This is a genomic window from Dongia deserti (assembly GCF_003574735.1).
In the GTDB taxonomy this organism is placed as follows: domain Bacteria; phylum Pseudomonadota; class Alphaproteobacteria; order Dongiales; family Dongiaceae; genus Dongia_A; species Dongia_A deserti.
Window position 1 is genome coordinate 13,433 of record NZ_QORW01000005.1, and the last position, 25,839, is coordinate 39,271.

Genomic DNA, 25,839 nt, shown 5'->3' on the forward strand with positions numbered 1-25,839 from the left:
CCTTGTGAAGGGCTCTCGGGGCTTCCGATGGCAGTGATTCTGTCCCATATTTCAAAGGGAAAGGGAGAAATCGCGAGATGGCGATCTTGAAAATCGCGCGCATGGGGCACCCGGTTCTGAAGGCCCGGGCGGAGCCTGTTCCAGATCCCAAATCCAAAGAGATTCAATGGCTTGTTCGCGACATGGTGGAGACGCTGGAGGATGTAGGCGGGATCGGGTTGGCCGCGCCACAGGTCCACGTCACCAAGCGAATCGTGATCTTCTACGTGCCGGGGGAGCGCCGGGCAGCCAGTGGCGAGCCCGCCGAGGACATCCCGCTGACCGTCCTGATCAACCCGGAGATCGAGCCTTTATCGGAAGAGAAGGCCGCGGGCGTCGAGGCGTGCCTGTCCGTGCCTGGGCTGGCCGGCCCAGTGCCGCGTTTCACCCACATCCGCTACCGCGCGCTCGATTTGCATGGCCGCATGTTCGAGCGCGAGGCCAGGGGCTATCATGCGCGCGTGGTGCAGCATGAATGCGATCATCTGGACGGCATCCTCTATCCGATGCGGATGACGGACCTTTCGCAACTGGCGTTTGTTGAGGAACTGCGCCGCTTCGGCGACGGGCAGAAACTGGAAGAGGAGTAGAGCCCATGAGCCATGAGCGCACCTATGACCGCGACGCAGACCGGCTGGCGCTGCTGGAGGCGACCTTGTCGCACGCCGCCTTCGATGGCTGGTCGCAGAAGGCGCTCGATCTCGGCGCCAAGGACGCCGGCATTCCCCTCGACCGCGCGCTCAACGCGTTCCCGGGCGGGATGGCGGAGCTGCTCGCCTTCTATCACGAGGTCGAGGACCGCCACATGCTGGAAGCGATGGCGCGGGCGAACGTCGCCGACATGCGCGTGCGTGACCGCATCGCCTTCGCCGTGAAGACGCGGCTGCAACGCAATATGCGGCATCGCGAAGCCATCAAGTCCGCCTGCAGCTTCCTGGCCATGCCGCACAATGCGGCGTTGGCTTTACGAGTGCTCTATCGCTCGGTGGATGCGATGTGGTACGGCGCGGGCGACACGGCGACTGATTTCAACTTCTATACCAAGCGCGCGCTGCTGGCGGGCGTCTATTCCTCGACCGTCCTCTATTGGCTGAACGACAAGTCGGCGGGTGCGGCCGATACCTGGTCCTTCCTCGATCGCCGCATCGATGAGGTCATGCAGGTACCGAAAGTGCTCGGCAAGGTCGGCGCCATCACCAGCCGCCTGCCCAATCCGTTCCGCGTCGCGCAACGCATGCGCCCACGCGGCTTCCGCGGCGCCAGGGCGGCCCGCGGCTAGTCGCATGCTGGCGACGCGGCCAGCGCGCACAGAGCGGCCGCGCGAAGCCGGCCGAGTCGGGTTTGATCCCATCCTGACCGGCTTGTCGCGCGGGGCGCCTGTCATGGTCTATGACGGCGCCTGCAATCTCTGCCACGGCTGGGTGCGTTTTGCGCTGAAGCGCGACCGCCACGAACGCCTGAAGTTCCTCGCGGCCCAATCGCCGCTGGGCCAGGAATTTCTGAAGCGCGCCGGTTTGCCCGCGCAGACCTTCGACAGCTTCTACCTGGTCGAGAACGCGGTGATCCTGCACAAATCACGCGGCTTCCTCAGCATGGTGCAGTACCTACGCTGGCCCTGGCCGTGGCTTGCGGTGTTCTCGATCCTGCCCACGCGTTCGCTTGATCGTCTCTACGATTTCATCGCGCGGAACCGCTACCGCTGGTTCGGGCGGCGCGAGTTGTGCCTGGTGGCCGACGAAGCGCACGCCGAGCGCTTCCTGTAGCCTCAGGACATCAAATCATATGGATGCTTCCAGCCGGGCAGGGCGCTGATGTCGCCCAGCCAGCGCTGGACGTGCGGCCACGCCGAGAGGTCGATATCGGCCTGATCCGCCCAGAACAGGTAGCCGCAGCAGCTGATGTCCGCGACGGTCGGGATCTCGCCCAGCAGGAACTTGCGTTCGCCAAATTCGCTGTTCATGCGGTCGAGATCCGCCAAAGCGCGGGCGCGCAGCCAATCCAGCACCTCCGGCTTGGTATCGGGGATCCACCGCAAGCAGAAGCGCAGATTGGGAACCGAGATGCCGATGCGGTTGGCTTCCCAGAACAGCCATTCGCGCACCTGGTCGTGGTCGACGGCATCGCGCCCGTAGAACTTCATGGTGCGCTGCGCCAGGTGCAATAGGATCGCGTTGGACTGGACATAAGCTTGGCCGCGATCCAGCAACACCGGAACCTCGCCATACCTGCTCACCTGCTGAAACTCGGCGGGGCGCCGATCGCGCGGCAGCTCGATATCGATCGGCCGATATTCGTGCGGCGTTTGCGTCAGCGTCAGCATCAGCCTAGCCTTGTAGGAATGGCCGGACTCGCGATTGCCGTAGAGGATGAATTCCATAACATCACCAGCGGGGAAGCTCTCGACCCCATCCTAACGCGTTTCGTCCACCGTGCGCATCCGTTCCGCGACCAGCTCCTGCAAGCGCCACAGGAATGGATCGTGGATGCCAAGCTCCTCGCATCTGAGCACGGTTTCGAGCAGGTATTCCGCACTGGTGCCGGCTTCGCCGCAGGCACTCGCGATGTGATCGGCGGCGATCTCGTCGGAGATGCGGCCAGCGTAACGCCCGCCTTCGTGATTCACGACGAAGGTGAGGCCGCGCAGCGCGCCCTGCATGGTTGTCAGGTTCACCCAGCGCGGGCGATAGCCGTTGCCGCCCATTTCGCGCTCCCAGACCTTCGCAACCTTCTCCCGCACCCTGGGCGCCGCGATGCGATAGGCGACGCCGCGGCAGGCGCCGCCGCGATCAAGCGCCAGCATCAGGCCTGGGTGATGGCGCGAACCGCGCCAACGCCATTGCCACAGGCAGAAGCGCCGATGCCAGCCCTTGAGCAAGGCCGGGCGGCTTTCCGCAAAGTCCAGGTCGGGTTTCCACATGAGCGAGCCATAGCCGAACAGCCACAGATCTCCCTCGTCATGCTCCAACAGGATGCGATCGAGCCATGCGGAGAGCTCTTCTTCGGTCAATTGCTTGTGGGCGCCGGGATCGTCTTTCACGGAATCTGGAAAGCGCGCGGAGATCATCGCGCGGGTGAGAGAAGGTTGGCGCCTTTGCTTCATCGCCTGGCGCTGGGCGCGGGGCGTGGCTCGAAGGCACGCGGGCGCATCTCCACCTCGCGTAGGGCGAAGGCCGTCTCCATCGAGCTGATGTTGCCGACGGAACGCAGGACGGTCTTGACGAACTCGTCATATTCCTCGAGATCGTCCACCAGCACGCGCAGGTAATAGTCGCGCTGGCCGGTCATCAGGAAGCATTCCTGCACCTGCGGCGCCTCGCTGATGGCTCGCTCGAACCGCTCGATTGCTTCGTCGCTGTGGATGGCGAGCTTGATCTCGACGAAGGCCATCATCTTGCGCCCGAGCTTGCGCCGGTCGACCAGCGCGGTGTAGCCGGTGATGTAGCCTTCCTCCTCCAAGCGCCGCCATCTGCGCATGCAGGGCGATTGGGAGAGCCCGACATGCTCCGACAATTCTGCTAGCGTAAGGCGGCAATTCTTCTGCAGCGCCGCCAGGATCTTGATGTCCAGGGCGTCCAGCTCAGCGTTGGCAATATTTTGCGCCATGGCGCCAATTTTTGGTGAATTTTGCCGCCAAAGTCAATTGCGAGGTGGAATTAGGCGCATCTTTGCGCAACGCGCGGCGTAACGTGGTTAACCTGAACGACGTCTCGAGTCTGGGAAGACCGCCATGAAACAGCAGCCCTATCACAAGCGCTTTGTGGGCACCCACAAGCTCAGCCCCGACACTCTGATGATGAGCTACGGGTATGACCCGAAGTTCTCCGAGGGCGCGGTCAAGCCGCCCTTGTTCATGAGTTCGACCTTCGCGTTCCGCTCGGCGGAGGAGGGCGCCCACTTCTTCGACGTGACCGCAGGCCGCGTCAAGCTGAACACCGAAGAGACCGCGGGCCTGGTCTATTCCCGCTTCAACAATCCGAACCTGGAGATGCTGGAGGACCGCCTCTCGATCCTAGAAGAGGCGGATGACGCCTGCGTCTTCTCGAGCGGCATGTCGGCGATCACCACGGCGGCGATGGCGTTCCTGCGCCCTGGGATGTCGATGGTGATGTCGAAGCCGATCTATGGCGGCACCTCGTCCTTGTTCTCCAGCTTCTTCCCGGATTTCGGAATCACCGTAGTGCCGATGACCGATGGTCTTAGCGTGGAAGGCATTACCTCGGCCATGAACGAGGCGGCGCGGCACGGCCAGCTTGGCTTGGTGCTGGTAGAAACGCCAGCCAACCCGACCAACACGCTCATCGATATCAGCCTGGTCGGCGGACAGTGTTTGCAGCACGGGTTGCGCACGGGGCACAAGCCGATCCTGGTCGTGGACAATACCTTCCTGGGGCCCATCTATCAGAAGCCGATCCTGCACGGCGCCGACATCGTCGCCTATTCGGTGACCAAGTATCTCGCCGGTCACAGCGATTTGGTGGCGGGCGCGGTCGCCGGGCGCGAGGACCTCATGTTCGCTGTGCGCAAGTTGCGCGGCCTGCTTGGCACGCAACTCGACCCGCACAGTGCTTGGCTGATCGGCCGCTCGCTGGAAACGTTGAGCCTGCGCATGCAGCGCGCCAACGAGAGTGCGCGCATCATCGCGGAGCGCCTGCGCGAGCATCCGATGGTGGAGAGCGTCAATTATCTCGGCTTCATCAAACCCGGCACGCGCGAGGCCACGATCTTCGCAAAGCAATGCCATAGCGCCGGTTCGACCTTCACCTTCAATGTCAAGGGCGGGCGAGAGGTGGCGTTCCGCATCCTCAACAGGATCCAACTGATCAAGCTGGCGGTCAGTCTGGGCGGGACGGAGTCGCTGATCTGCCATCCGGCTTCGACGACTCATTCCGGCATCAAGGCGGAGGAGCGCAAGGCGCTGGGCATCACCGAAGGCACCATCCGGCTGTCGATCGGTGTCGAGGATCCGGGCGATCTGCTCGCCGACCTTGAGCAGGCGATGCAGGCGGCCTAGAACGGAACTGGGGTGGGGGCGGATTGATGGCTCAGGCGGCGAATGCGCCGGCGGTGATTGGCGCGCAGACCTTTCCGATCGATGTGCTGCGGGACATCGAGCACAAAGTGCTGTGGCTGTCGACCCAGATCATCCACCATGCCAACCACGAGCGCGACAGCGACGACGGGCTGAAGGTCGGCGGGCATCAGGCCTCCTCCGCGTCGCTCGTCACCATCATGACTGCGCTCTATTTCGCGATCCTGCGGCCACAGGACCGCGTCGCCGTGAAGCCGCATGCCTCGCCGGTGTTCCACGCGATCCAGTATCTGCTGGGCAACCAGAGTCTCGGTCAGCTGAAGGCCTTCCGCGGCTTGGGCGGCGCGCAATCCTATCCGTCGCGTACGAAAGACGTAGACGACGTGGATTTCTCCACCGGTTCTGTCGGGCTCGGCGTTGCCATGACTTCGTTCGCCAGCCTGGTGCAGGACTACATCCGCGCCCATGGCTGGGGTCGCCATTGGCCGGAAGGGCGCATGGTGGCACTGGTCGGCGATGCGGAGCTGGATGAAGGCAATATCTATGAGGCGCTGATCGAGGGGTGGAAGCACGATCTGCGCAATACCTGGTGGGTGGTGGATTACAACCGGCAGAGCCTGGACGCGGTGATCTCCGCGCCCTTGACCGGCAAGCTCACCAACGTGTTCGAGAACATGGGCTGGCGGGTCGTCACCGTGAAATACGGTAGGCGCCTGCAGGCTTTGCGCGCGAAGCCGGGCGGACAGGCGATCCTCGACTGGATCGATGCATGCGACAACAGCCTCTATTCGGCGTTGACCTTCCAGGGCGCTGCCGGTTGGCGCGCGCAGCTGGCCGAGGATCTGGCCGACAAGGATGCGCGCGCGCTGATCGATGGGATGGATGACGAGACGCTGGCTGCCACCATGACGGACCTCGGCGGCCATTGCCTGGAAAGCCTGCTCGAGGCGTTCTCGGAGGCGAGCAGCACCGATCAGCCGGTCTGTTTCATCTGCTACACCATCAAGGGCTACGGCCTGCCTCTGGCAGGGCACAAGGACAATCACGCCGGACTGATGACGCCGGAGCAGATGCGGGGCTTCAAGGCGGCGAACAACATCCTGGACGGACAGGAATGGTCCAAGAGCGCCGGCCTCAACCGCTCGGAAAGCGATTTCGAGGCGCTGCTGGCAGAGACGCCGTTCAACGCCAAGGGGACGCGGCGGCTGAACGCAGAGCGGATCGAGGTGGGCACGCTGCCCTTGCCGCCGATCAAGGGCGCGATGTCGACCCAGCAAGGGTTCGGCCAGATTCTGGCGGAGATCGCCCGAGCGGGTGGCAAATTGGCGGAGCGGATCGTCACCACATCGCCCGATGTGACGGTGTCGACTAACCTGGGCCCGTGGGTCAATCGCCGCGGCGTATTCGCCATGCAGCCGCAGGAGGACGTGTTCCAGGCACGCAAGCTGATGTCGGCGCAGCGCTGGAGCAAGGGGCCGGCCGGGCAGCACATCGAGCTCGGCATCGCGGAGAACAATCTGTTCCTTATGCTGGCGGCGATGGGCATCAGCCACAGCATCTTCGGCGAGCGGCTGCTGCCGATCGGCACCCTCTATGATCCTTTCATCGCGCGCGGCCTCGATGCGCTCAACTACGCCTGCTATCAGGATGCGCGCTTCATCCTGGTGGCGACGCCGTCCGGCATCACGCTGGCGCCCGAAGGCGGCGCGCATCAATCCATCGGCACGCCGCTGATCGGCATGGTGCAAGACGGCATCGCGAGCTTCGAGCCGTCCTATGTCGACGAGCTGGCCGTCATCCTGGAATGGGCGCTGGAATACATCCAGCGCGCGCCGAAGGCGGAGAAGGGCGATGCCTGGCTGCATGAGCGGGACGGCGGCTCGGTCTATCTGCGCTTGTCGACGCGGGCGATCGACCAGGTGCTGCGGCCGATGACGCCGGAGTTGCGCGACGGGATCATCCAGGGTGGCTATTGGATGCGCCCGCCGGCCGAGGGCGCGCCGCTCGCCATCGCCTTCACCGGCGCCGTAGCGCCAGAGGCCGCAACGGCTATGGGCGAGTTGCTCGAGTATTTCCCCGGTGCGGGCCTGCTGGCAGTCACTTCAGCCGATCGCTTGAATGCCGGCTGGAAAGCGGCGCAGACCGCACAGCAGCACGGCCAGCCAACGGAATCGCACATCGAGCAGCTGTTGGCGCCATTGGCGCACAATGCCCGGATCGTGACCGTGCTGGATGGGCATCCAACCACCTTGTCCTGGCTGGGCGGTGTCCACGGGCACCGCGTGCACGCGCTGGGCGTCGAGCATTTCGGCCAGACGGGCACCATCCCCGACCTCTATCGCCATTACCGCATCGACGCCGCGGCGATCGTGGAAGCAGCGCTCGCGCCCCGCCGCAGGACGTAGCCATCGCATTGTCACAAAATCTGTTGATGAGTCGCTGGCTCCGCTCAATGATCGAGGGTTGCTGATCATTTGAGGGAGGCAATCAGATGAAAGTGCCTTTTATAGGCGCGGCCGTTGCCGCCGTGCTGGTCACTGCGTGCGCGTCGCCGCAGGACAAGGAGAGGGACTCGTTCTGGGCTCTCTATGAGAGCACATTCAAGACCGCGAAATATGTCGATCTGACCCACGCGTTCGAGCCGACCCAACCGGTGTGGCCCGGCTTCGGCCCGGCGAAGTTCAAGCCCGCGATCGCCGGCGCCGATCTCGGCGACTTCGCCAAGAAGGGCGACGAGTTCACGTACGAGAAGCATGGGTTCATCGCCACTGCTTACGAACTCACCACGGATCAGTACGGCACCCAGCTCGACCCGCCGGCGCATTGGGACAATCTCGGCGCGACCATCAGCGATTTGCCGGCGAGCTTCACGTTGCGGCCGCTGGTAGTGGTCGACATCCATGGGCAGGTCGCAAAAGACCCTGGCTACCATGCCACCATCGAGGACGTGAAAGCATGGGAGGCCAAGCACGGCAGGGTGCCGGAAGGCTCGGTGGTGATGTTCCGCTCCGACTGGTACAAGAGGTGGAGCGATGTCGCGAACTTCGCCAAGGCCCCGTTCCCGGGCGTGAAGCTCGACACGCTGCAATTCCTGCACAACGAGCGCAAGATCCTGTTCCACGGTCACGAGCCGCTGGATACCGACACCACGCCGACTCTGGAAGGCGAGTACTGGCTGATGCACAACCACTTCGCCCAGGCAGAGGGCGTCGCCAATCTCGACCAGGTGCCGGAGGCCGGCGCGCTGATCGCCATCGGCTTCGCCAAGCCCAAGGGCGGTGTCGGCGGCTATGCGCGTTACATCGCGATCTGCCCGCCGAGCTGGCCTCATGGCGTCTCGGTCATCGACGCGCCCGGCGCGCCGTTGCCCAAGCAGCCATATCCCCTGAAGCGCAACGCCGACGGTGTGCTGGTGCCGACACCCTGACCATTGCTGTGCAGTCTGGAATGCGCGAGGCCCCGCTGTTCGGCGGGGCCTTTTGTTCAAGGGCCTTTGGATGGTGTGAACGGCATCACTGCGGCCATTCGGCAACGGGTTCATACACCGGGGAGGCTCGATGGAGGTACCCTTGCCGAGAACCACAGCGATATTCCTTGGAGCGCTGTTCGTGTTGAGCACCATCACGGCGGGCGTGGTCGGATCGGATGTGCAGGACGTGCTGGGCGAGAATGAGGGACCCGGCGAATGGCACATCTCTGCAAGCCCCGGGCCTGCGGTGTGGAAGCTGAACACCAGGAGCGGCGCGCTCTATTACTGCACGCGCGCCAATTCTTGCATCTTGGTCGCGAACCGATAGCCCTGTAGTCTGCGTCGATCGTTTTGGGTCTCGCCGTCCGGCGGGGCTGCCTCCCGGGGGCGCAGCTACATGGATCTATCGAGCGCGGCGCTGTTGTTCGCTGCGGGGTTTGGCGGCGGGATCGCCGCGGCGATTGCGGGCGGCGCATCCCTGGTCACCTTTCCGACCTTGCTTGCCATGGGCCTGCCGCCGGTAGCGGCTAACGCCACGAACGCCGTCGGCCTGTCGCTCAGCAATTTCATGGCGGCGCTCGCGGACTGGCGTCGGCGGCCGAGCTGGGGCCGCTCCTTGAGCTGGCTGTTCATCATCAACGTGATCGGCGGAGCCATTGGCGCATTCCTGATGTTGGAGACGCCGGCGGATCTCCTGGTCCTGCTGGTGCCGGCCTTGATCGGCGGTGCCACCCTGCTGTTCGCCGTCGGGCCCTGGGTGCAGGGGAAACTGCCGGGCAAGGGCGACAACGTGCTGCAGGCGTGGCGCGTGGCCTTGCCACTGTTCCTGTCCGCGATCTATGGCGGCTATTTCGGGGCGGCGCTTGGCGTCATCAATCTCGCAATCCTCTCGATCGGAGGATTGACGGATCTGCGCAGCACGAACGTGCTGAAGAACATCCTCATCACGGGCGTGAGTGCGTCGTCGGTCTGGGTCTATGTCTGGCAGGGTGCCGTCGTGTGGCCGGCGATGATGGTGCTGATGGCTGGTTCGGTCGGCGGGGGCTATGCCGGCGGGCACCTCATCCGCATCCTGCCGCCGCGCGCCGTGCGCCTCGGCATCATCGCCTTCGGCACCGCGGCAACCGCGATCTACGCGAACAAATACTGGCTCTAGCGAACCCTGCCGAGCGCCTGGGCGAGCTCGTTCTCGAGCCAGGTGAGGCCCGCGTCTTGCGCCGTGTTCTCGTGACGGAGCGTGGCGACCTCGAAACCGGCCAGGGGAAACGGCACCTCGTACTGCTTGAGTCCGAAGGCGGCGGCGTGACGTTTGGCGAGCCGGCGCGGGGCGGTCGTGATCATGTCTGATCCGGCGACTGCGGCAAAGCCGGCGAGGAATTGCGGCACGGCCGCGACGACACGGCGCTCCTTGCCGATTTTCACCAGCGCGTTGTCCACCGTTCCGCGCGCGTCACCCGCTGCCGAAACCAGCAGGTGCCCGCATTTCAGATACCGCGCAAGGTCCAGCTTGCGGCCGACGACCGGATGATGAGGACGCGCCAGAACCACGAAATCCTCCGTCATCAGCGTGCGCTGCAGGAATGGTCCGCTAGGTGCTGGAATGCCCAGGATCAGGTCGATCGATCCGCTGGCGAGTGCCGTTCTGCCCGCTTCGTAGCCCATGGAGCGGAAGGCCAAGCGACAGCCTGGGGCGATGGTGCTGAAGCGCGCCAGGAAGTCGGGCACCAGCATCGCAATCGCGTAGTCCAGGGCCGCGACGCGGAACTCGCGGGTGGCACAGCTCGGGTCAAAGCAGCGGCCTTGCTGCAGCGCGTCGCGCAAGGTGGCCAGCGCCTGTGCGACCGGTTGGGCGAGCGCGAGCGCGCGTGGTGTCGGTTGCACGCCATTGGCGCGGCGCACGAACAGCGGGTCGCCGAGAATGTCGCGCAATCTCGTCACGGCGTGGCTGATCGCGGGCTGGGTCAAGCCGAGCTGATCGGCGACGGTCGTCAGCTTGCGATGCCTGAGGGCGCCGTCCAGCACCATGAGCAGCGTCAGGTCCAGCCGGCGGAGTTCAATGTCGTTAATATCCTTCATAAAGCTATTTCAATTACATTCATGACGTGGACTCCATACATCGGGAGCCGAGCAATGTCACCTGCGAGGCCCCGATGGACACGATCAGCCGCCAAGACACCCCAGCCACGGCCAAAATCGGAGCGCCGCTTAAGGTCTTTCTCGTCCTGGCGCATCCGGAGCGGCGCAGTTTCAATGGAGCCATGGCGGACACCGCGCTGGAGACGCTACGCGGGCTTGGCCACGACGTCGCCTTCTCGGACCTTTACCGGATGGGTTGGGATCCGGTCTCGGACCGGCGCAATTTCGCGACCGTGAAGAATCCCGACTTCTTCAAGCAGCAGATGGAAGAAGATCACGCCACCGAATCCAATGGCTTTGCGCCGGACGTGGAGGCCGAGATCGCCAAGCTGGAAGCCGCCGACCTTATGATCTGGCAGTTTCCGCTCTGGTGGTTCGGTCTGCCGGGTATCCTCAAGGGCTGGGTGGACAAGGTGTTTGCGTTCAACCGGATCTATGGCCGCGGCCGGTTCTACGAGAAGGGACTCTATCGCGGCCGCTGCGCACTACTCTCCTTGACGACCGGCGGTGAGGGCATAGCAGCCTACCAGCCCGGTGGTTTCAACGGCGACATCAACGGCATTCTGCGCCCGATCCAGCGTGGCATGCTGCAATTCATCGGCTACGATGTGCTGCAGCCGCAGATCGTCTGGGGACCCGCGCAGATGACGGAGGAGAAGCGCACGGCGGCCCTGACCGCTTGGCGCGAGCGTTTGACACGCATCGCCCAGGAGGAGCCGATCGTAGTGGGGCAATACTGAATGCAAAAAGGGCGGGCACGACTGCCGGGCTTGGGAGAGAGGCCCGGCATCCTAGAGACCGCAGGCAGCGGCAACACTCGGTTGATCAGTGTTCGTTCGGATCGAATAGATTCGATGGAACGCCCTCATTTCGTTTTCTGTCAGCTTCTGGTCACCCTGCGCAATCGCCTCGAGGCGCTCCATCTCCGCTGGATCCGTTGTTCGCATAATCTCATCGACTACGCAGACCGCTTTATCGCGCGGCACTCCGTTCGCGAGCGCAAAGCCAAAGAGCAGGTGGCGCGCAGTGCCCCACTCCGTTGGCTCTTCTTTATCAATGCCCCCCGGTTCGCTTGCGCAGCTAGCCAGTAGCACGACCGCGAGGACCCAACTAACGTTCCTCATGAACCCCCCACGAGTTGGACGATGCCGTCAATGCCCACAGTTGATCGCGTTGCAGCGCACCTCAGCCCACTCTGCCGCGCGTTGCTTCGCTAAAATTCGGAACGGGCCTTTCTTTCGTAAGCACACCAGGCCGCTCCGTCGCAGGTCAGCTACTGGCGGATCGCTTGCGGGAATTCCACTAATCAGGCGAGTGGGGCCGGCATGACTGCCGGCCCTTTCGCGTTGGAAGGGATCGTGGTCTACGCCGCCAGCTTGCCTTCGAGGCCGTTGACGAACATTACGCGCAGCTCCTTGGCGCCGACCTGGATCGGGTTGCCGCCGGCGCTGGGATCGGCGGCGGCCATCTCTGCCACCTTGTCGACCTGCTTGTCGTCGACACCGATCTCCTTCAGCGTGTGCGGGATGCCGATCTCCTTGCGCAGGGCGAGGATCCAGTCCAGCACCGCTTTATAGGAGGGGTTCGGCAGCCGCAGATAAGCGGCCAGCCGCGTCAGCTTCTCGTCGATCGCGGTGCGATTGAACTCCAGCACATACGGCATCACGACCGCGTTGGTGAGGCCATGGTGCGTGTTGTAGAGCGCACCCAAGGGATGGCTGATGGCGTGCATGCCGCCGAGACCCTTCTGGAACGCAGTCGCGCCCATGCTTGCGGCCGCCATCATGTTCGAGCGCGCGACCAGGCTCTTGCCGTCCTTCACCGCCGCCGGCAATGCGTCCTTGATGAGGCGCATGCCCTCGAGCGCGATGCCGTCGGCCAGCGGATGATAGCCGGGCGCGCAATAGGCCTCGAGGCAGTGGGAGAGCGCATCCATGCCCGTGGCCGCCGTGATATGCGGCGGCAGACCGACCGTCAGCTCCGGATCGTCGATCACGATCGAGGGCAGCATCTTCGGGTGGAAGATGATCTTCTTTACGTGGATGCTCTCGTCGGTGATGACCGAGGCGCGACCCACTTCCGAGCCGGTGCCCGACGTGGTTGGCACCGCGATGATGGTGGCGATGCCATTGGGGTCGACGCGGGTCCACCAATCACCGATATCTTCGAAATCCCAGATCGGACGTTTCTGTCCGATCATCAGCGCGACCGCCTTGGCCGCGTCGAGCGCAGAGCCGCCGCCGAACGCGATCACGCCATCATGGTCGCCGGCCTTGTAGGCCGCGATGCCATCCTCGACGTTCTTGCCCGTGGGATTGCCTTGCACGTTGCTGAACAGGCCGGTCGGCACGCCGGCCGCTTCGTTGCGCGCGATCGCATCCTTGATCATCGGAAGGCTGGCGAGGCCGGGATCGGTGATGAGCAATGGGCGCCTCATGCCCAGCGCCTTGCAGTGATCGGCCAGCTCCTTGATGCGGCCGCAGCCGAACTTGACCGAGGTCGGGTAGTTCCAATTGCCGCGAAGCGCGGCGGCGTCGGTGGTCATTGTCTCTAGGGTCCTTGGGTTTAGCCTGAAGGCCGGAGTGGCGGCATTCTAGCCGGTTCCCGGCGGCAGGGAAGGGGCTGAAAATCCGCCTAGAAGGCGCGGAAGTGCCCGGTAATCCGGTATGCGAACAACGCGTCCTCTTCTCTGGTGCCCCAGCCGATATTGTGGATGACGAGCGGCCTTGCGCCATCCGCGGACCGCTGATCCGACACGATGCCGATATGTGGCCGGCCATTGGCCAAGGTCCAGGTCACGATGTCGCCTGGCTGATATGCGGCAGGCTCTTGCTTCACGGGCAGTGCATAGCCTTGCCGTTTGAACCAGGTGCCGAGGTTCGGCACGCGCCGGTGATCGATGTTCGGATCCGGTGCCGAGAGGCCCCAGCTCTTCGGGTATGCGGCGAAGTGCCGCTTCATGTCACGGTGCAGCTCCTGCTGCAGGTCGATCCCGACGGCACGAAAGGCGCGGATCACGACGTCGCTGCACACGCCGCGCTCCAGCGGCACATCGCCCATCGGATAGGCGATGCGCTGATAGCTGGGATCGTAGATGAGCGTGACGCCGACCTGCGCGCGGGCGGCAGCGAGCAGATCCCTGGACGGGGACTCGTCAGCATTGGCTGATTGGGTCAGCAAGAACAGAACGGCGACTACCAGCCGGTGCATCCGGAGCCCTCAGACCTACTGCGGAGCGACGCTGACCGACGATCATGGCAATTCCAGGGCGTCGAATCCTTCCTCATCCAGCACAGTACCAGGAACGTGAGCAAGTACGGGCTGAACCACGGCGCGCTCGTTCGTTGAAGCGCCGGCGGACGCAGGCCGATCCACGATCCGGACAGACTCTCGGATGACTATGTTCGTGCCAGGCATACGGCCGGCCAGGTGTAGCGTTCCGCCTCGCGCATGATATCGCGCGCCTTGCGCTCCACATCGGACCGGTAGATCGTCGGCCGCACGTTGTAATGCTTCAGGTAGGCGGCAGCCGCCTCCGGAATGATCGCGAAGGATACGCCTTCGATGTACGTGCCGCCGTCATTCACTTGGCCCGAGTACTTTCCGGTAACCACGCCGATCACGAGGCCGCTTGCATCCAGCACCGGGCCGCCGGAATTGCCCGGTTGAACGGGGATGGTGAGCTGGAGCCGCGTGTCGTCGCCCCCTGGGCCGGTCAGGCCGGAGACGATCCCGTCCGTGATCTTGATACCCGACAAGTCGCCGAGTAGCGGATAGCCGACGGCATAGGCATCATCGCCAGGCTCGGGCAGCCATTCCGCGAACGCAGCGAACGGCATGCCTGCCTTCCGAACTTTGAGGATCGCAAGATCCAACCACTCGTTGGCAGCCACGACCTTTGCTGGATACGTGTTGTCGGCGGTGATTACCATCATCGCGTCGCAACCCGCCACGACATGATGGTTGGTGAGTAGATGGCCGTCGGAAGAGACGAAGAAGGCGCTTCCGTATCCGACCGGGACGAGTTCGTCCTTAGGCTCGGTCGCGCTGGGCTTTGCCTTGGCAGGTAGCCGTGCCGGTGTCGGTACGGCTGGCGGCGGAGCGGCGGCCGGCGCAGGCTGCGGTGGCGCCGGGCTCGCAGCCACCACCGGCTGAGTCACGGCTGACGCGGGCGGCTGGCCCGAGCGGCGATAGGCGGCCATCTCAGCATCCGACATCGCGACGTCGTCGTGCTGACATGTCCCGACCGCGATCGCATAGGGGTGGCCTTTCGCGAGATCCCAGCAGTAGCGATAAGTGGGTTGAGGTTGTGACGCGCGCTCGAGATAGTTCCGATATGCCTCCTCGGTGGCGGGAAAATGGTCAGCCGGACAGTCGTACGAAGTGTGCTCGTAGTACCGATCGCTGTTCGGTTCGTAGCAATAATGCGCGCGCTGATAATGCGCGCCGCCGGCATCGCGACGTGCATCGCCGCTACAGGCCGCTGCGCTCAGCACGATCGCCATGGCGGCGAGCGAAAGGAGCGCCCGACGGCTTGTCGATATCCCGCCCAGCATTGCGGCCCTCACCCCCTGGTCGAATTTCGAGGGTTAACCGAAGGAAGCAGAATGGCAAGTGGTTATCGCGTCACCGCCATGCTTTCGCACGTTCCACGGCACGCTCGAACCGCGCCCGGGCCTGATCCGGCAGGAGCCCGGGCTCAATCTCCGATCGGGGTGGAGGTGCCGCTGGCAGCGTGTCGATTGTTGCGAGACCGGCGCCGATGGCGGCGAACTGGGCCGCGCCGAGACCGGTCAGCTCGGTGCTGGCTGGGACGCGCACCCGCTTGCCCGCGGCGTCCGCCAGGAAGCGGTTGAAGTAGCGGTTCCGTGTCAGGCCGCCATCCACCGAAATCGTGCCGCCGAGTGGAGACAGTCGATCGATCGCCGCCAGAACGCGCTCCGACAGGAGCGCGATGCCTTCGAGCAGTGCCTGCATCATGTCGGCGCGGGTTGTGTCCAATCCCATGCCAAGCCACAAGCCGGCGGCGCGTCGGTCCCAGTAGGGGCAGGAGAGGCCACTCAACGCCGGCACGAAGACCAGGCCGCGCGCAATGGCCGGCTCGGCGGCGAAATCGTCGATCTCCTTGTAGTCGGCGAAAAGACCGAGATTACGCGCCCAATTGACCGCAGAGGCCGCGTTGTAGATGCCGCCCTGGAGCGCGTAGGCGCAGGGCGCATCGCCGATCTTCCACGCGATGGTGGCTTCGAGTCCGCTTTCGGTGTCGCGCGGGACGGCGGCGTCCGCCACCGCGAGCGCGAAGGCGCCGGTGCCGAAGGTGATCTTGGCGTCGCCCTTGCGGCGGCAGCCGTGGCCGAACAAGGCCGCCTGCTGATCGACCAGGCTGGCGGCGACGGGAATGCCGCGCGCGTCGCCGAACACGCCGGCGGTCGGTCGGATCTCCGGCAGGCACTCGATCGGCACGCCGAAGAGATCGGCCAGTCGTTCGTCCCACTGCAGTGTCTCGAGATTCATCAGGCTGGTGCGCGAGGCTGTGGTGACGTCGGTCGCGAACCGCCCGGTGAAGCGGTCGAGGAAAAAGGCATCGCTGGTGCCAAGCCGCAAGCGGCCGGCGCGGCGCAGCTCTTGCGCTTCCGGCACGTTGTCTAGCAGCCACCGCAGCTTGGTTGCGGAGTAGTAGGGATCGAGCGGCAGGCCGGCGACTTGCAGCGTCAAGGTCTCCGCGCCCTCGGATTTCGTGCGCTCCGTGACATCGGACGTGCGCGCATCCTGCCAGACGATGGCGTTGTGGATCGGCCGCTTGGTCGCGGCGTCCCAGGCGATCACCGTCTCGCCCTGGTTCGCGATGCCGATGGCGCCTGCATCACCTGCTTGGTCGAGGGCCGCCTCGACATGGCGCGCGATCTCCTCGGGATCGTGCTCGACCCAACCCTGCCGCGGATAGATCTGGCGATGCTCGAATGCGGCGATGGTTTCGAACGTGCCGTCGCTGCGCAGCCGGTGCGCCTTGGTGCCCGTGGTGCCCTGATCGATGGCGATGACGGAAGCTTCAGGCGGCATCGACTTCCACCGACACTTGCTGGCAAGACCTCATGTCCCGATTGGGCAGCCGCCAGGCGATGCGGCGCTCGGGCAGGGCGGAGATGCGGCGCGACCACACGACCTTGCCATCGACCACAACCGACAGGCGGCCGCGCACCGCGCGCGACACGCGGGCCTTGAACAGCAAGGGATGGTCCGGCGCGTCGCGATAGATGCGCTGGGGATAGACATAGGCGAGCGGGCCCTGCAGCGTGACGTGCGCGTCGGGCTCTCTCGCGGGCAAGCGGTTCTCCAGCTCAGCGATCACCATTTCCGCCACCGCACGGCCTTCGCGCCAGCATTGACCAGCCGTTTCGATGCCGCGCAGCATGTTGCCGGCTGCGAAGTAGTTATGGTCGGAGCACCGGAAGTAGGGATCGATCGAGGGACCTCTGGTACCGGCATCGATCTCGAGATGGCTAGGTGCGATCAGCGCCGTCTCAGGTCGGAATTTGCCGGTCAGGATGACGCCATCGCATTCCATCTCTTCCGAGCCAAGACCGCGATCGATCTCGATCCCCGTCACCTTGTCCCGGCCGATGATGCGGATGAGGCGCGTGCGGGTCAGCACGGGCACGCCGAAGCCCAGCCGTGCTACCCAGGTGCCCGGCTCGCGCGCGGTAATGCGTTCGTTCTCCTCGATGATGGCGAGCGGCTTGATGCCGACGTGGCGCAGGGTGAGCAGGGTGGAGAAGGCGACCAGCTCGCTGCCGATGACGACAGGCCGCTGGAACGGGCATTTGCCGTGCAGATAGACGAATTGCTGCAGCGCGCCGGTATTCATGACGCCGAACGGCCGTGAGCCGGAGATGAGGCGCGCGCTGCGCGGCGTTTCGCGCGCGCCGAACGCCAGCACGACGGCCTTGGCCTGGAAGTCTTCCGGGCCGTTGGGCCCGGTCGTGCGCACCAGCCCGCCGGGCTCGAGCTTCAGGGCCGTCATGCGCAAACGCAGGTCAGTGCCGGCCGCCTGATCAGCCAGACGCTTCGCATAGTCGGGACCGCTACAGATCCTGCCGAACTCGCGCAGACCAAAGCCGACATGGCCGCAGTGACGCGGAATGCCGCCGAGCGCGCTCTCGCGTTCCAGCAGCACTGCGTTGTGGACGCCAAGGCCACGCAGGGCGCGTGCGCAGGACAGGCCTGCCGGTCCGCCGCCCAGGATCAGCACGTCGCTCTTGTGGGTCATGACGCCAGCCGTCCTTCGGCCAACGCGAAGACTTGAGCGCTGCAATAAAAACCCTGGCAGCGGCCCATCATGCAGCGCGTGCGGCGTTTGAGGCCGCCAAGATCGCCAGCAGGCAAGGGGCCTGCGAGCGCGGCCTCGATCTCGCTACGCGTCACCAGCTCACAGTGGCAAACGACATCGCCGCCAGCCTCGGTCAAGTACGGGCGTGCACGGTCCTCCGCGAGGTTGGGCACTGGTGTCCAGATCGGCTCCTCGTCGCGCACGCCGTCGAACGCCTCGGCGAAGTCGCGCCCGACCATCTGCGCAATGCCGAGCGCGGCGGTGAGGCCGGTGGAGCGGATGCCGCCGACCGTGACCCAGCGGCGCTGGCGGTCGACCGCGATCTGATAGTCCTTGAATTGCGTCGCGGGCCTGAGGCCGGCATAGATCGCATTGACCGAATGGTCCGCAAGGCCGGGGATCATCTCGATCCCTTTTGCGATCAGGCGCTCCAAGGTCGCCTGGTCCACTTCGGCACGGCTGCGGTCCTGCTGATCCTCCGCGGTCGGACCGACCAGCAGATTGCCGAAAGCGGTGCGGCAGGCGACGATGCCCTTGCTGCGCTCCGTCGGCACCGGCAGGATGATGGCGTGCAGCAGCTTGGAAGCCGGCTTATCAAACACGACAAACTGGCCTTTGCGCGGCGTGATGGTGAAGGGGCTCTCCCGGTTGATCGCTTCCACCAGGTCGCCGTAGTTGCCGGCGGCGTTGATCACCACATCCGCGGCGATATCGCCGAGCGTCGTCTGCAGCATCCAGCGCTGACCGTCGAGTTCGCCGCCGGTGACGCGGCAGCGCCGCAGGATCCGCCCCCCGTGCGCCAGTCCCTGATGCGCGTAGGCGAGCGGCGCGGACCATGGATCGATGATGTGCTCACCGGGAATCAGTACGGCACCGAGTGCCCGGTCGCTAAGGAACGGCTCGCGCTTGCGCAGCTCGTCGCGTTCGATCTGCATCACGTCGGTGACGCCGTTGCGGTGCGCCCTCTCGACGATGGCAGGCAGCTTCGCGAACTGCTCCTCATCCCACGCCACCACCAGCGCGCCGCTTTCCACCAGCGGCAGGTTGAGCTTGTGCTTGATCGCCATGTATTCGCGATAGCCGGCCTGCACGCAGGCGAGTTCGATGCTATTCTCCGGCGCGTCGAAGCCGGTATGCAGCAAAGCGCTGTTGCCCTTGCTCGCGCCGTCGAGGATGTCCGCAGCCGCTTCGACCAGGATCGGCTGGAGACCGGCGATGGCCAAGCGCCGAAAGATGGCGCAACCGACCACTCCGCCGCCGATAATGACCACCCTGCTGCTTGCGATGGGTTCCCTCACGGGGCGCAGATTTGCAGGGGTTTGAGGGTCTGTCCAGAGGCTCAAAAGGAAACGGCCGCCTCGCGGCGGCCGTTCGTCGAAGCCTTGGATCAGATCTTCCGCAGATGGAACGACTTGGGCCGCGTCAGCATCTCGTAGCCCACCCGGCTCAAGGTGGCGCCGCGGCCGGAATCCTTGACGCCGACCCAGGCGAGGGCGGGGTCCAGATAGTCGCAGCGGTTCATGTAGATCGTTCCGGTCTCCAGGCGATCACCGATCTTCTCGGCTTCCTTCTCGTCAGACGTCCAGAGCGCGGCGGTGAGGCCGTATTTGCTGTCATTCATGAGGCGGATCGCCTCGTCGTCTGACTTCACCTTCATGATGCCGATCACGGGGCCAAAGCTCTCCTCCGACATCACGCCCATGGAATGGTCGACATTCACCAGGACCTGCGGCGCCAGATAGGGCGTGCCCGGCTTGTCGGCGGCGAAGCTTTTGGGATCGATCAGCGGCTTGGCGCCGTGCTTCACCGCATCGGCGATCTGGCCGCGTACGAACTCGGCCGCCGACGTGCGCACCATGGGGCCAAGGTTGGTGCTCGGGTCGAGCGGGTTGCCGAGCTTGTATTTCTTGGTGAGATCGGCGAAGCCCTCGACGAACTTGTCGAACAGCTTCTCGTGCACATAGATGCGCTCGATGGCGCAGCAGCATTGGCCGGAGTTGAACATGGCGCCATCGACCAGGTTCTCGATGGCATGGTCGAGGTTGGCATCGGCGCGCACATAGGCCGGGTCCTTGCCGCCGAGCTCGAGCCCGAGACCGATGAACTTGCCGAGCGCGGCCTGCTGAACGGCATGGCCGCCGGCGACCGAGCCGGTGAAATTGCAGTAGGCGACTTCGGGTGCCGCAATAACCTTCGCCGTGTCGTCATGGGTCAGCACCAGATGCTGGAACAGGCCCTTGGGCAGGCCCGCGGCATCGAAGGCCTGCTGGTAGTCCTCGGCACAGATCGGCGTCTGGGCGGAGTGCTTGAGCACCACCGCGTTGCCCGCCATCAGCGCGGGCACCACGCCATTCACTGACGTGAGATACGGATAGTTCCACGGCGCAACGATGAAGACGACACCCAGCGGCTCACGCCGGATGAACCGCACGAAACCAGCCTTGTCCTTCGCTTCGATGTCGGCCAGCGCCTCCCCGGCGATCTGGATCATGTAGCGGGCACGCTCCTCGAAGCCGCGCATCTCGCCTGGGCTCTGGGCGATCGGCCGGCCCATCTGGCGTGTGATCTGCTCGGCGTGCGCGTCCTTGTGCGAGAGGAAGATGTCGATCGCCTTGCTCAGGATCTTCGCACGCTCGGCAACGGGTGTGACCTTCCACTGCTGTTGCGCCTCCGCCGCGGCCTTCAACGTGGCGGCGATTTCCGCCGGGGTGGCGTAGGGCCGCTCGACATAGACGCTGTTATCGATCGGGGTGATGGTTTTCTGCGTGGCTGCCATGGTGATGCCGTCCGTTAGATGATCTCGAAGTAACGCGCCAGTTCCCAATCCGTGATGTGCTTGCGGAACTCGCGCTCCTCCCACTCGCGGGTCGAAGCCCAATGATCGACGAAGGCTTCGCCGAACAGTTCGGCGGCCGCCTTCGATTTGCGCAGCCGCTGCGCTGCTTCCCAGAGCGTTCGCGGCAGGTCGAGCTTGGCTGGATGCTTCATGTCATAAGAGTTGCCCACGATCGCTTCCGTCGGCTCGATCTTGTTCTCGATGCCATAGAGGCCCGATCCGATGGCGACTGCAATAGCCAGATAGGGATTCATATCGGCGGCGGCGATCCGGTATTCAACCCGCTGCGACTTTTCGCTGCCCGGAATGACGCGCAGTGCGCAGGTGCGGTTCTCGACGCCCCAGGTGGAATTGGTCGGCGCCCAGAAGCCGGGAATGAGGCGCGAATAGGAATTGACCGTGTTGCTCACCATCGACAGCAGTTCCGGCATCAGGGCCTGCTGACCGCCGACAAACCAGCGCTGCTTGTCGCTCATGGTATGCGGCTTCTTGGCGTCGTAGAAGGCGGACTTGCCGTCCTTGTTTTTAAGGCTGACGTGAATGTGGCCGCTCTGGCCCGGCCAGTTGTTGGACCACTTAGCCATGAACGTCGCCATCAGGCCGCGGCGCTGTGCCAGCACCTTCATGAAGGTCTTGAACAGGGCCGCGCGATCGGCACTTTCCAGCGCCTTGTCGACGGTCAAGGCCGCTTCCAGCACGCCGGGACCGGTTTCAGTGTGCAGGCCCTCGATCGGCATGCGCATCTTCTCGCAGGTATCCAGGATCTCGTGATAGAGCTCCGCCCAGACCGAGCCGCGCAGCACCGAATAGCCGAAATAGCCCGGCGTCATGGGCACCAGATTGCGGAAGCCCTTCTCGCGCACGCTCTCCGGCGTCTCGTCGAACATGAAGAACTCGTATTCGGCGGCGGCATAGGCCTCGTAACCCATCTTCGCCGCCTTGCCGAGCACGCGGCGCAGGACGCCGCGAGGGCAGATCTCCTCCGCCTTGTTCACGAACTCGCAGAGAAAAAAGAGCATCCCGTCCTCGAACGGGATCTCGCGGCAAGTCTCCGGAATCACGCGCACCCAGGCGTCGGGGTAGGCGGTGTGCCAGCCGGTATATTTGACGTTGTCGAACAGCTGGTCGTTGCTGTCCCAGCCCAGCACCACGTCGCAGAATCCGAAGCCGTTTTCCAGCGCCGAGAGGAACTTCGCCTTCGACACGTACTTGCCACGCAGGATCGCATCGCCATCGAACACGCCGACCTTGATGTGGGCGAGGCCGCGCTCCTCCACGATCTTTTTGGCGTCAGCGACGCTCTTCACCTGCTCCGGCTTCAAAGGCATGACGTAAACCCCCGTTTTATCGTCGTGATTTTATCGTGGATGGATCTCTAGGCGGCGTGGCGACGCGCGCCGGAAGGGCGTTTGGTGGGTGAGTGCTTGAGCGTCGGCGCGTCCCCCGTGAGGCCGTCTCCCGGCTGGTCGCCGGGCGTGGTGAAGTGACGTTGGCGGTCCTCGCTTGGCCTGATTCCGTGGGCGTCCATATAGCATTTCGAGAAATGCGAAAGCGAGTCGAAACCCACCGCTTCCGCCACCTGCGCCAGCCCCATCATCGTGCCCTGCACCAAGTCGCGCGCGCGAGCCAGACGTAAGCGCTGATAATAGCCGCGCGGACTGACGCCGAGATGGCGGTGGAACAGTCGTTCCAGGTGACGCAGGTGAATGCCGGCCTCCGCCGCGATCCTGGGCAGCGGAACGGGATCGGAGACCGTGCTGCGCATCAGCGCGACCGCCCGCTTGATCGGCGGTGCCACCTGGGTCTCGATCGATTGCTGCTGGTCAGCTGCCGGCTCGATCTTCTTGCGCATCCGCTGGCGGGCGAGGCGCATCATCACCTGTTGCGCGATCGGCGCTCCCAGCAACGCTTCGACATTGGCGAGGGCGAAATCCGAGGTCGCGCAGCCACCGCGGCAGCCGAAGAAATCGTCCTTGCGCCAGAACAGTTCCTTGCGCTGGGCGTGGCCGCGCGCGCGCTCCTTGGGCATCGCGGAAATGCGCCCCAGGACAGAGCAGCCGCCGCCAACGCCGCCGAGCCGCTGGATTGATGCCGGATGGGCGCTGAGCCAGGCGGCGAGCCCGGCGCAATCGTCGCCAGAAGCATCGGAATCGCTGAACACCATGACCGTGGAAAACGGGCGCAGCTCCGTCACGTCGCCATCGGCCGCAACCGGAATGCCGGCGGAACTGGTCACAGAGCGGCCCGAAATGGCCACGACCTCCCATAGGAACATGCGGCGATGCGCCAGTTCGTTGGCTGAGGTGAAGACATCAAGCAGACGTGCCAGATCGCCCAGCGCGAATCCGTTCATCAAGACGAGGCTGAGGCGCGCGCGGCGCTCGATATCGAGCGCGAAGGGCGAAGCCGGCGCGCGCAACGTCTCCGCCATACTGGGCGGCCGCCACGCACGATGATCCTCACCTTCCGCCATCAAGCTTCCCCCGGGCTGACCGATGGTCCGTCCTCCTGCCCCGCGGCAGGCGAGCGGTCCCCCCTCTGTCTATTGGACCTGAGAGATTCACCGTCACACCGCGATCAGCGAGAACGGCTTACCCCTTCGGTGAGGCATCAACGGCCGACCGCCGCCATGCCCGCTTTCCAGAGCATTCGGCCGCGATCGGTCCTTTTGCCTGAGAGGTTCCGGGGGCGGTTGCTCCTTCGGCGCTACGATCCCCAGTAGTCTCTCATTCGGGTCGCAGTCTCTCCCGACGGCGGCGAAACAAGCGGCAAGTCTGTGTTGCCGCCCATGCTCCGTCAAGTCCCGCCAAGGACCAGGACTGGGCCCTGCACGATGGCTGGCACCATCGGGCACCAACCGTCTGTACCGGTTACGCTTGCAGCCGGCCAAGCTGCCCTGATATTCAAGCATGGGGTTCGCTCTGCCTCATCTTCCCTGAAGTTGGGCCGATGGTTAACCGGTTCACCGGAGCGTCGGGCTTTTTGGGCGAGGCAGCAATAAGAAAAAAGGGGAGGCGACGCGGTGGTGTGCGCATGATGACCGATCGGACAGGCAAGCGGTCCCGGACGCAGGTAGCAGTCTATGCCTAGATTCATCGTGGCTTACGTCCGGTACGTCGAAGCGTTCAACCGGGCCGTTGGCAAGTTCGCCATGTACCTGATCCTGCTGCTGCTCGGGATCTTGCTGTATGCCGCCTTTTCAAAGGCAAGCACCGATATCTCGCCGATCTGGACCGTAGAAATGGCCCAGTTCACGCTGACGGCGTACTTCATGCTCGGAGGCGCCTACGCGTTGCAGAACAACGCGCTGGTGCGCATGGACCTGTTCTACAGCCACTGGAAACCCAGGACGCGTGCGATCGTCGACTGCATCACGATCATCGGGCTACTGATCTATCTTGCTATCCTGCTTTACGGCGCCGTGATCAGCACGCATTACACCTTCGAGATCGGACAGCGCAGGCCGAGCGCTTGGCAGCCCTATCTCTGGCCGATCCGCACGATCATGTCGATTGGCGTCCTAATGATGCTGTTGCAGGCGATTGCGACCTTTTTCAAGGACCTGGCGATCGCGCGCGGGAAGCCGATCGAATGAGCTACGAACTCATCGCCCTGACGATGTTCGTATCCATGCTGATGCTGCTGGCCACGGGCCAGCGAGTCTTCGGCATGATCGGTTTTGTCGGCGCAACGGCCGCGTTGCTGCTCTGGGGCGATGGTGGCAGCAACATGGCTTTCGCTGGCGCAGGCAAGCTTGAGAGCTGGTATGCGCTCGTTACCGTGCCGATGTTCATCTTGATGGGCTACGTGCTCGCCGAATCCGGCATCGCGGGCGACCTCTATCGGATGTTTCACGTGTGGATGGGCGGCATCCGTGGTGGGCTTGCCCTCGGCACCATCGGGCTCATGGTCATGATTTCCGTCATCAACGGCCTGTCCATCGCCGGCATGGCGATCGGTGCGACCATCGCACTGCCCGAGTTGCTGCGGCGCGGCTACGACAAGCTGATGGTTACGGGTGTGGTGCAGGCCGGCAGCACGCTTGGGATTCTTATCCCGCCGAGCGTCGTGCTCGTTCTCTACGCGATGATCGCACGCCAGCCGGTCGACCAGCTGTGGCTCGCCGGCATCTTTCCCGGTCTGCTGTTGGCCGGATTGTTCATGATCTATATCGCCGGGCGCTGCTGGCTGCAGCCGCATCTGGGACCTGCGCTTCCCAAGGAAGAGCGCAACATCCCGATGCGGGAGAAGCTGAAGCTGCTCTGGGTGGGGATCGTGCCGCTCCTGGTGTTCGGGTTGATGATCGGCCTGTTTGTCACCGGCATCACCAGCCTGGTCGAGAGTTCAGCTGTCGGCGCCGCGGCAGCCTGCCTGGCTGCACTGCTCAAGGGCAAAATGAACAAGGCATTGATCGAGAGTACGTTCCGGAAGACTCTCGATGTCACTTGCATGTTCATGTGGATCATCCTGGCAGCACTGTGCTTCGGTGCCGTGTTCGACGGACTAGGTGCTGTCAATGCCGTGAAATCGCTGTTCCTGGAGAAGCTGGGCCTGGAGCCGTGGGAAGTGCTGATCCTGATGCAGCTTTCCTTCCTGGTCATGGGCATGTTCCTGGACGACACGGCCATGCTGGTGATTGTCGCGCCGCTCTACATTCCACTGGTGCGGGTGCTGGGATTCGACCTCATCTGGTACGGCGTGCTCTACACGATCACCTGCCAGATCGCCTACATCACGCCACCATTCGGCTACAATTTATTCCTGATGCGCACCATGGCCCCGCCCGGCATCACGATGCGCGACATCTATCACTCGATTTATCCGTTCGTCGTCGTGATGGTGATTGCATTGGCGCTGGTGATGATATTCCCGGAGATCGCGCTTTATCTGCCGCAGCTTTATCGCGGACAATAGCGCGCTTTTGGGGCTTGCCTTGGCTTGCACCGTCAGTTCATACTTTTTCTTACTGTGAAAAGGTCAGAGAGCTCCAATTGGAGAAGCGG

At 64.1% G+C, this 25,839-nt stretch carries 24 protein-coding genes and 2 riboswitches; of the genes, 11 read left to right on the forward strand and 13 right to left on the reverse strand.

What is annotated here, in order from left to right; translation table 11 throughout:
• Positions 1 to 77 precede the first annotated feature (77 nt).
• From def to DTX69_RS08845, 3 genes are read left to right on the forward strand one after another with little or no spacing between them, the layout of a single operon-like run.
• Positions 78 to 629 carry a peptide deformylase gene (def, locus tag DTX69_RS08835; RefSeq protein ID WP_119301174.1) on the forward strand — a complete coding sequence of 184 codons (552 nt, stop codon included), beginning with the start codon at positions 78 to 80 and terminating at the stop codon, positions 627 to 629.
• A gap of 5 nt (positions 630 to 634) precedes the next feature.
• On the forward strand, positions 635 to 1,318 hold the full coding sequence (locus DTX69_RS08840) for a COQ9 family protein (RefSeq protein ID WP_119301175.1): 684 nt from the start codon (positions 635 to 637) through the stop codon (positions 1,316 to 1,318).
• A 4-nt stretch (positions 1,319 to 1,322) separates the two neighbouring features.
• Entirely contained in the window at positions 1,323 to 1,802 is a 480-nt protein-coding gene (locus tag DTX69_RS08845) for a thiol-disulfide oxidoreductase DCC family protein (RefSeq protein ID WP_162917019.1), read from the forward strand.
• A 2-nt stretch (positions 1,803 to 1,804) separates the two neighbouring features.
• Here DTX69_RS08845 and DTX69_RS08850 read toward each other — a convergent pair whose 3' ends face one another.
• Genes DTX69_RS08850 through DTX69_RS08860 form a run of 3 tightly spaced genes read right to left on the reverse strand, consistent with a single transcriptional unit; the run spans position 1,805 to position 3,642 of the window.
• Positions 1,805 to 2,416 carry a glutathione S-transferase family protein gene (locus DTX69_RS08850; RefSeq protein WP_119301177.1) on the reverse strand — a complete coding sequence of 204 codons (612 nt, stop codon included), beginning with the start codon at positions 2,414 to 2,416 and terminating at the stop codon, positions 1,805 to 1,807.
• Positions 2,417 to 2,449: 33 nt separating this feature from the next.
• On the reverse strand, positions 2,450 to 3,076 hold the full coding sequence (locus DTX69_RS08855; protein WP_284735645.1) for a gamma-glutamylcyclotransferase: 627 nt from the start codon (positions 3,074 to 3,076) through the stop codon (positions 2,450 to 2,452).
• Positions 3,077 to 3,135: 59 nt separating this feature from the next.
• Positions 3,136 to 3,642: an Lrp/AsnC family transcriptional regulator gene (locus tag DTX69_RS08860; RefSeq protein WP_119301179.1), complete on the reverse strand. Its 507-nt coding sequence runs from the start codon at positions 3,640 to 3,642 to the stop codon at positions 3,136 to 3,138.
• Between the two features lie 124 nt (positions 3,643 to 3,766).
• Between DTX69_RS08860 and DTX69_RS08865 the strand changes: the two genes are divergently transcribed.
• From DTX69_RS08865 to DTX69_RS08885, 5 genes are all read left to right on the forward strand, one after another.
• Positions 3,767 to 5,050 carry a cystathionine gamma-synthase family protein gene (locus DTX69_RS08865; protein WP_119301180.1) on the forward strand — a complete coding sequence of 428 codons (1,284 nt, stop codon included), beginning with the start codon at positions 3,767 to 3,769 and terminating at the stop codon, positions 5,048 to 5,050.
• A gap of 26 nt (positions 5,051 to 5,076) precedes the next feature.
• A complete protein-coding gene (locus DTX69_RS08870) occupies positions 5,077 to 7,473 on the forward strand; it encodes a transketolase (RefSeq protein WP_119301181.1) in 2,397 nt (798 codons plus the stop codon).
• Positions 7,474 to 7,559: 86 nt separating this feature from the next.
• Positions 7,560 to 8,495: a cyclase family protein gene (locus tag DTX69_RS08875; protein ID WP_119301182.1), complete on the forward strand. Its 936-nt coding sequence runs from the start codon at positions 7,560 to 7,562 to the stop codon at positions 8,493 to 8,495.
• A gap of 142 nt (positions 8,496 to 8,637) precedes the next feature.
• Positions 8,638 to 8,865 (forward strand): hypothetical protein, encoded by a 228-nt coding sequence (locus tag DTX69_RS08880; RefSeq protein WP_162917020.1) that lies wholly within the window; start codon positions 8,638 to 8,640, stop codon positions 8,863 to 8,865.
• A 69-nt stretch (positions 8,866 to 8,934) separates the two neighbouring features.
• A complete protein-coding gene (locus DTX69_RS08885; protein ID WP_119301184.1) occupies positions 8,935 to 9,693 on the forward strand; it encodes a sulfite exporter TauE/SafE family protein in 759 nt (252 codons plus the stop codon).
• Here the strand turns inward: DTX69_RS08885 and DTX69_RS08890 are convergent.
• Positions 9,690 to 10,613, reverse strand: coding sequence for a LysR family transcriptional regulator (locus DTX69_RS08890; RefSeq protein ID WP_119301185.1), 924 nt, complete (start codon positions 10,611 to 10,613; stop codon positions 9,690 to 9,692). The genes DTX69_RS08885 and DTX69_RS08890 overlap by 4 nt on opposite strands.
• A gap of 74 nt (positions 10,614 to 10,687) precedes the next feature.
• On the opposite strand from DTX69_RS08890, the gene DTX69_RS08895 reads away from it, so the two are divergent.
• Complete coding sequence (locus tag DTX69_RS08895; protein WP_119301186.1) at positions 10,688 to 11,413, forward strand: NAD(P)H-dependent oxidoreductase; 726 nt, start codon at positions 10,688 to 10,690, stop codon at positions 11,411 to 11,413.
• A 623-nt stretch (positions 11,414 to 12,036) separates the two neighbouring features.
• Here the strand turns inward: DTX69_RS08895 and DTX69_RS08905 are convergent.
• The 9 genes from DTX69_RS08905 to DTX69_RS08945 form a co-directional block, all read right to left on the reverse strand.
• On the reverse strand, positions 12,037 to 13,218 hold the full coding sequence (locus tag DTX69_RS08905; RefSeq protein ID WP_119301188.1) for an iron-containing alcohol dehydrogenase: 1,182 nt from the start codon (positions 13,216 to 13,218) through the stop codon (positions 12,037 to 12,039).
• A gap of 89 nt (positions 13,219 to 13,307) precedes the next feature.
• A complete protein-coding gene (locus DTX69_RS08910) occupies positions 13,308 to 13,883 on the reverse strand; it encodes a DUF1287 domain-containing protein (protein WP_119301189.1) in 576 nt (191 codons plus the stop codon).
• 188 nt (positions 13,884 to 14,071) lie between these two features.
• A complete protein-coding gene (locus tag DTX69_RS08915; protein ID WP_119301190.1) occupies positions 14,072 to 15,229 on the reverse strand; it encodes a S1C family serine protease in 1,158 nt (385 codons plus the stop codon).
• A gap of 70 nt (positions 15,230 to 15,299) precedes the next feature.
• Complete coding sequence (locus DTX69_RS08920; protein WP_119301191.1) at positions 15,300 to 16,733, reverse strand: FGGY family carbohydrate kinase; 1,434 nt, start codon at positions 16,731 to 16,733, stop codon at positions 15,300 to 15,302.
• Complete coding sequence (locus DTX69_RS08925) at positions 16,723 to 17,940, reverse strand: NAD(P)/FAD-dependent oxidoreductase (protein ID WP_119301192.1); 1,218 nt, start codon at positions 17,938 to 17,940, stop codon at positions 16,723 to 16,725. Before DTX69_RS08925 ends, DTX69_RS08920 begins: the two co-directional genes overlap by 11 nt.
• A complete protein-coding gene (locus DTX69_RS08930; protein ID WP_284735646.1) occupies positions 17,937 to 19,298 on the reverse strand; it encodes an NAD(P)/FAD-dependent oxidoreductase in 1,362 nt (453 codons plus the stop codon). Before DTX69_RS08930 ends, DTX69_RS08925 begins: the two co-directional genes overlap by 4 nt.
• 89 nt (positions 19,299 to 19,387) lie before the next feature.
• A complete protein-coding gene (locus DTX69_RS08935) occupies positions 19,388 to 20,776 on the reverse strand; it encodes an aldehyde dehydrogenase family protein (protein WP_119301193.1) in 1,389 nt (462 codons plus the stop codon).
• A gap of 14 nt (positions 20,777 to 20,790) precedes the next feature.
• Positions 20,791 to 22,164, reverse strand: coding sequence for a glutamine synthetase family protein (locus DTX69_RS08940; protein ID WP_119301194.1), 1,374 nt, complete (start codon positions 22,162 to 22,164; stop codon positions 20,791 to 20,793).
• A gap of 47 nt (positions 22,165 to 22,211) precedes the next feature.
• Positions 22,212 to 23,309 carry a GlxA family transcriptional regulator gene (locus DTX69_RS08945; RefSeq protein WP_119301195.1) on the reverse strand — a complete coding sequence of 366 codons (1,098 nt, stop codon included), beginning with the start codon at positions 23,307 to 23,309 and terminating at the stop codon, positions 22,212 to 22,214.
• Positions 23,310 to 23,364: 55 nt separating this feature from the next.
• Positions 23,365 to 23,486: riboswitch (glycine riboswitch) on the reverse strand.
• Positions 23,487 to 23,596, reverse strand: a riboswitch (glycine riboswitch).
• A gap of 322 nt (positions 23,597 to 23,918) precedes the next feature.
• On the opposite strand from DTX69_RS08945, the gene DTX69_RS08950 reads away from it, so the two are divergent.
• A complete protein-coding gene (locus tag DTX69_RS08950) occupies positions 23,919 to 24,431 on the forward strand; it encodes a TRAP transporter small permease subunit (RefSeq protein ID WP_119301196.1) in 513 nt (170 codons plus the stop codon).
• A complete protein-coding gene (locus tag DTX69_RS08955; RefSeq protein ID WP_119301197.1) occupies positions 24,428 to 25,750 on the forward strand; it encodes a TRAP transporter large permease in 1,323 nt (440 codons plus the stop codon). The genes DTX69_RS08950 and DTX69_RS08955 overlap by 4 nt, the downstream gene beginning before the upstream one ends.
• Positions 25,751 to 25,839: the final 89 nt, after the last annotated feature.